This is a genomic window from Capnocytophaga felis (assembly GCF_009684755.1).
In the GTDB taxonomy this organism is placed as follows: Bacteria; Bacteroidota; Bacteroidia; order Flavobacteriales; family Flavobacteriaceae; genus Capnocytophaga; species Capnocytophaga felis.
Map to the genome: position 1 here is coordinate 1 of NZ_BLBC01000019.1, position 4,986 is coordinate 4,986.

7 protein-coding genes are annotated in these 4,986 nt (G+C 31.8%); all 7 read right to left on the reverse strand.

Annotated elements, in window-relative coordinates; all coding sequences use genetic code 11:
• Nucleotides 1-216 (reverse strand): hypothetical protein (locus tag GN105_RS12130; RefSeq protein ID WP_155285660.1); only part of this gene is annotated, 216 nt, incomplete at its 3' end.
• Nucleotides 217-294: 78 nt separating this feature from the next.
• On the reverse strand, nt 295-966 hold the full coding sequence (locus GN105_RS12135; protein ID WP_155285661.1) for a hypothetical protein: 672 nt from the start codon (nt 964-966) through the stop codon (nt 295-297).
• 8 nt (nt 967-974) lie between these two features.
• Nucleotides 975-1,793 carry a M23 family metallopeptidase gene (locus GN105_RS12140; protein WP_155285662.1) on the reverse strand — a complete coding sequence of 273 codons (819 nt, stop codon included), beginning with the start codon at nt 1,791-1,793 and terminating at the stop codon, nt 975-977.
• Nucleotides 1,794-1,830: 37 nt separating this feature from the next.
• Nucleotides 1,831-2,355, reverse strand: coding sequence for a hypothetical protein (locus GN105_RS12145; protein WP_155285663.1), 525 nt, complete (start codon nt 2,353-2,355; stop codon nt 1,831-1,833).
• Nucleotides 2,356-2,362: 7 nt separating this feature from the next.
• Complete coding sequence (locus tag GN105_RS12150; protein WP_155285664.1) at nt 2,363-3,079, reverse strand: M23 family metallopeptidase; 717 nt, start codon at nt 3,077-3,079, stop codon at nt 2,363-2,365.
• Between the two features lie 35 nt (nt 3,080-3,114).
• A complete protein-coding gene (locus GN105_RS12155; RefSeq protein WP_155285665.1) occupies nt 3,115-3,852 on the reverse strand; it encodes a hypothetical protein in 738 nt (245 codons plus the stop codon).
• Nucleotides 3,839-4,986: DUF5675 family protein (locus GN105_RS12860; protein ID WP_173015008.1), on the reverse strand; the 1,148-nt coding region annotated here is incomplete at its 5' end. The genes GN105_RS12155 and GN105_RS12860, both read right to left, overlap by 14 nt.

A 4,986-nucleotide genomic window follows, 5' to 3' on the forward strand; every position in this document is an offset into this window, starting at 1 on the left:
CCAAGCAAAGGGCTCAAAATACCAAAATGTATCGGTTTTAAAATTCAACTTATCCCAAAAATCATATAAGCCTTTGTAATTAGCTTCTATTTCTTTAAGACGTTCATCAACATACTCTTGTTTGGCATCAGGATAATGGTATTTAATAAATTTCTCATAATCTGATTTTATTTTTTCCCATTTGTATGACCATTCGCTTTTATGTTTGCAAACCATCCGAGAAAAAATATGATTCAGTTCGGGTTTGTTGTAACAGGCTTGTAGCTCTTTGTTTTGGATGTTTTTCTCACTTTTTTATAAAACTATTTTTTTTACGCCATAATTAAAGTATTCTTCTATCTCTACGTACTCCTCTGAAAGATAATCCAATGGGAGAGGACAATTTTTAATTTTCATATTTAAACTAATCTCTTGTAATTTAACATTACTATCTATTTGATAAAGATTTGTAATTTCAAAATAGATGTTTTTTAAATTTTTAGTATACACATATCCAAGAGCTAAACCTTTTTGATTGTCATCAAACTCTACATTCAAAGAAATCTTTTTATCTGCTGTTCGTAAAGTGTCTTTTAAAATATCATTATTATCAAAAAATAATACATAGGTATCCTTGTGTTCAGAGTTTTTGAACAATCCCAACACATAACAATAATATTCTTTTTGACTGGTTCCTCTATAATCCCCTAAAAAATAATCGTAATTTTCTTTTTTGAAAAGCATATCCAACGTGTTTGATTTACACCCATCATTTGAGAGACAATCTAAATCAATATCCAATTTTTTACCAATGAATTGGTCTGTATTTACCTTGTCTAAACTATCTTCTTTTTGCGAAAACGAATCTTCATTATTTGTCTCTTGAATCTTTTCTTTTTCAATAGAATTGCCATTTAAATCTTTTTTAACTTCTGTTTTACAAGAAATTAAAATAAATAGGCATAGAATGAATATTTTCTTAATCATAGTATATCTTATTTTTTGTGATAATGTTTAATTTTTGCTACGTCATCTTGATCTTGCGTGTCGTAAGAGTTTAGTTTGATGAATCTTGCTGGATTTGTTCTTGCACTTTCCCCTTTTCCATAAGCATCTAACATAGTTGTTACTTCCAAATGTAAATGAGGTGCTTTTCCACCACTTGCAATTGAACCTGATACTCCTGCGTAACCTAATGGAGTCCCTGCTTCGACTACTTTTTTATTCTTAGCATCTTCTGATGTAAAAAATACGCTCTGCAAATGCATATAAACAAAATATACATTGTCAGTTTCTTTTATGTCTATACCTTTTAACTCATCTGAAAATTGTGTGTCATAAGACACTTGCCTTTCTTGTTCTAGTAAATCTTCTACATTTTGAACCTTAACTCCAATTATCCAACCTGCACTATCAGAATATTTTACCTGACAAATATTCCCTTTTAGACAAGCATAAACTTGGTCCTTTCCAGGTATAGCAAATAAATCAAGCCCTGAGTGAAATTTTTTAGACTTATCAGGATTTCTACGACACCATCCATAAGTGGCACTTGAAGGCTTCACATTGCCTGAATATCCATACTTTGTCAATCTCGGATTATCCACTGGATCGTGCCATTTTGAAACTCCAAACACCCTCTTCATTTGCTCTACCCAAGCAAAGGGTTCAAAATACCAAAATATATCTGTTTTAAAATTCAACTTATCCCAAAAATCATACAATGTATCGTATTTGGCTTTTATCTCATCAAGGCGTTCATCAACGTACTCTTGTTTGGCATCAGGGTAATGATACTTAAAAAGGCAAACCATCCTTTTTGTGATTATTTACTCTGAAAAGGCTTTGCTGTTACTCCATTCCTTCGTCAAAATCAATACAAGGATATTCTTTATTTTTATCCATTTCTATGAGTTTTCCCGCTTTTACACGCCAAACAGAATGTTTAGAACCATTAACAAATATTGTGATTAATTCTTCTCCTGTTTCTAAAATACATCCATCATCTGTGTCTACCCTTCCACTAGTATAAATCTTTTTATAATCATACACTTTTCCTCGTTCCTTTCTTCCATTCAGCCAGTCCTTATCACTTTCTACACTTAGAGCATATTCATTATCATTATTTTTACACAATTTTAAAACCAGTTCTTCTTGATTGTCTATCAATGCTTCCTTGTCATATGCTCCAATAAAACCATATGCTATCATTTCTTTACAAGGATATTTGACTTCAGTTTCATCTTTTTCTATTGAAGAGATATTATCTGTAATAATTTCTTGACCTACTTGCTGCTGAAAATTATTTTTTTCATTTTGTCCCTGTTTGCAATTCAATAACAATAATGTCGTTAAAAAAATGATACTCTGTTTCATAATTCGTTTAATCTTGATTATTTTCTTGTTTGTTAACATCTGCTTCTGTAAAATTCACATAGAAAGCTGGATTTTCTCTGTTCAAAAGCTCTGAATATCCTGCTGTACTTGGTGAACTCAACACTTCAAAATGAAGATGCCGATTTCTATCATACTTTATTGTTTCAGCATTTCCTGTTTTACCTCCTGTTGCTATTTGTTGTCCAGCCATTACCTTATCTCCTTTTTTTATTAACATTGTATCAAGATGGGCATACAGCAAATAACGTTCATCACTTTCTCCAAAACCTTTACCTTTTTCAACCTCACCTTTTCCATTATTAAAAGGATTAGGAAACTCTAACTCATAATTATTTCGACAAGCATCCAAATCTTCTTTACTTACCTTTATAATAATAGTGTCACCATATCCTGTTGTTTGGGTTTTTCCTCGATATTGTGCCGAAACAACTTCTCCATCCAAACAAGCGTAAATAGGAGTACCAATCGGTGCAAAAATATCTATCCCTCCGTGATTTTTTGTTCCACTATTTCTAGTTGCCCCAAAATATCCACTTCTTGGAGAGTATTTTCCTGAGTTGAATAATGCTCTTTCGGGATTATCTACTGGGTCGTGCCATTTTGAAACACCAAACACCCTCTTCATTTGCTCTATCCAAGCAAAAGGTTCAAAATACCAAAATGTATCGGTTTCAAATTTTAGTTTATCCCAAAAATCATACAAACCTTTGTACTTAGCTTCTATTTCTTTAAAAAAATTTAAGGCTTATAATCCTCCCAACCATATTTATAATATTTCTTGTTAGGGCTAAATTCTGCTGCTCCAATGTCTAAATCACCTGAGCAAGGGATGCGATATTGTCCCCAATTGCATTGTTGCACTTTTCCTGTTTTATAGCTTGTCCAAGTGCCGAGAAAGGCATTATTAAAATATGAATCAGAATCATCTTCGATATCATCGTATAGAAATTGATCTTTTTCATTTACATACCAACGAATAAGTAATTTTCCCTGAAAAACACCTGTGGATGAACGATTTACATCTTCTTTGAATTCATAATTTGCGATGATAACCCCTTGATCTTTCACTTTTCCCTTAAAAAAATCGTCTACACCAAAAGAAAAAAATGAAAACGAAAACACTTTTTCAACACAGATAATTCCCTCAAAATCAACATCATTTTTACCAACTATCGTATTGCCTCGCACTTGATAAACGCTCTTGTTTTCCGTTTTTTGAACAGAATGAAAATTAATTTGCAAGCGTTTTTTGTTTTTACCAATGAAGCCTAAAAAATCTACTTTTTGCAATAATATAGAAACATCAATTTCTTTTTCATCAATTTTTGAAGGTAATAATTCTGCATATTTATTATTATATGCATCATAAGGTTTCGTTGCTTCTATAATGTCTCTGATTTTACAATTTTTATTTTGTGCATTTGTTAATGACACAAAAAAACATATAGTAATTATTAATAATTTATTGTGTTTCATCTTTAATTTCTATCTTAATATTCTCTATTCCTTTTTCTTCTATAATAGCAATTATTTCATAAAACTTTGTAATACTTCCCGAAATAGAAATAATTTCTTCCTTTTTCTTATGAATTTTAGTCCCTGGTAATAGACATCCCTCACTATCTTTTCCTGTTGTTCCTGAATGTATTAAAATTCCCCTATCAGCAGGAACTTTTTCATTATATAATTTAGGAAAACCATTTTTCAATTCAGGATATCCTTTTTTAACATACTTACTTTTAGGAAAATTTTTAGAAGTATGCCACATTAAATTATAAGTTCCCTCAGGTATGCGTTTATCTTTGTTTCGTTCTATAGTTTCGGGTCCATAAGGTTCGCATATGTATCCCTCTAAATCTCCAAATTTAAAAATTCCAAATGTTGAGCTTGTTTTATTTTCACCAGTCCATTTTTCCCATTTTCGGGTAATGTATATGGTATTTTTATCCAAAACATCAAACACCCTGTTCATCTGCTCCACCCAAGCAAAGGGTTCAAAATACCAAAATGTATCGGTTTCAAATTTTAGTTTATCCCAAAAATCATACAAACCTTTGTACTTAGTTTCTATTTCTTTAAGACGTTCATCAACATACGCTTGCTTGGCATCAGGATAATGGTATTTAATAAATTTCTCATAATCTGATTTTATTTTTGCCCATTTGTATGACCATTCGCTTTTATGTTTGCAAACCATCCGAGAAAAAGTATGACTCGGTTCGGGTTTGTTGTAACAGGCTTGTAGCTCTTCATTCTGTATCTTATTGTCTTTATTTTTATCAAGTAATGCTAACATCTCCTTGATAAAACCGGAAGTCCCCGAATAACTATTCACACCTTTTATCGGATACATTCGGTGATTTTCAGCATCATACGTCTTAAATCCAAATTTATCCCAATGATAAGCACTAAACCTTTCTTCCTCTTTGGGAACTTCTACCCAACCTTGATTGTAAATCGTTCTACCTTCTCGGTAATAATGGCTCTTTACATATATCCATTCCGCCTTGTCGTAGTTTACCCTTTCTTTGCACAAACGTATGTCCACAGTTACACTTTTAGCAAGTTTATCCTCATAAACCCTGCCTTTACTTCGGGTTTGGGTTTCCC

What these genes read in the sequence shown, in the direction of transcription:
- GN105_RS12140 (WP_155285662.1), bottom strand. Translation starts at nt 1,793, where the DNA reads ATGGTTTGCCTTTTTAAGTATCATTACCCTGATGCCAAACAAGAGTAC.
- GN105_RS12145 (WP_155285663.1), bottom strand. Translation starts at nt 2,355, where the DNA reads ATGAAACAGAGTATCATTTTTTTAACGACATTATTGTTATTGAATTGC.
- GN105_RS12135 (WP_155285661.1), bottom strand. Translation starts at nt 966, where the DNA reads ATGATTAAGAAAATATTCATTCTATGCCTATTTATTTTAATTTCTTGT.
- GN105_RS12155 (WP_155285665.1), bottom strand. Translation starts at nt 3,852, where the DNA reads ATGAAACACAATAAATTATTAATAATTACTATATGTTTTTTTGTGTCA.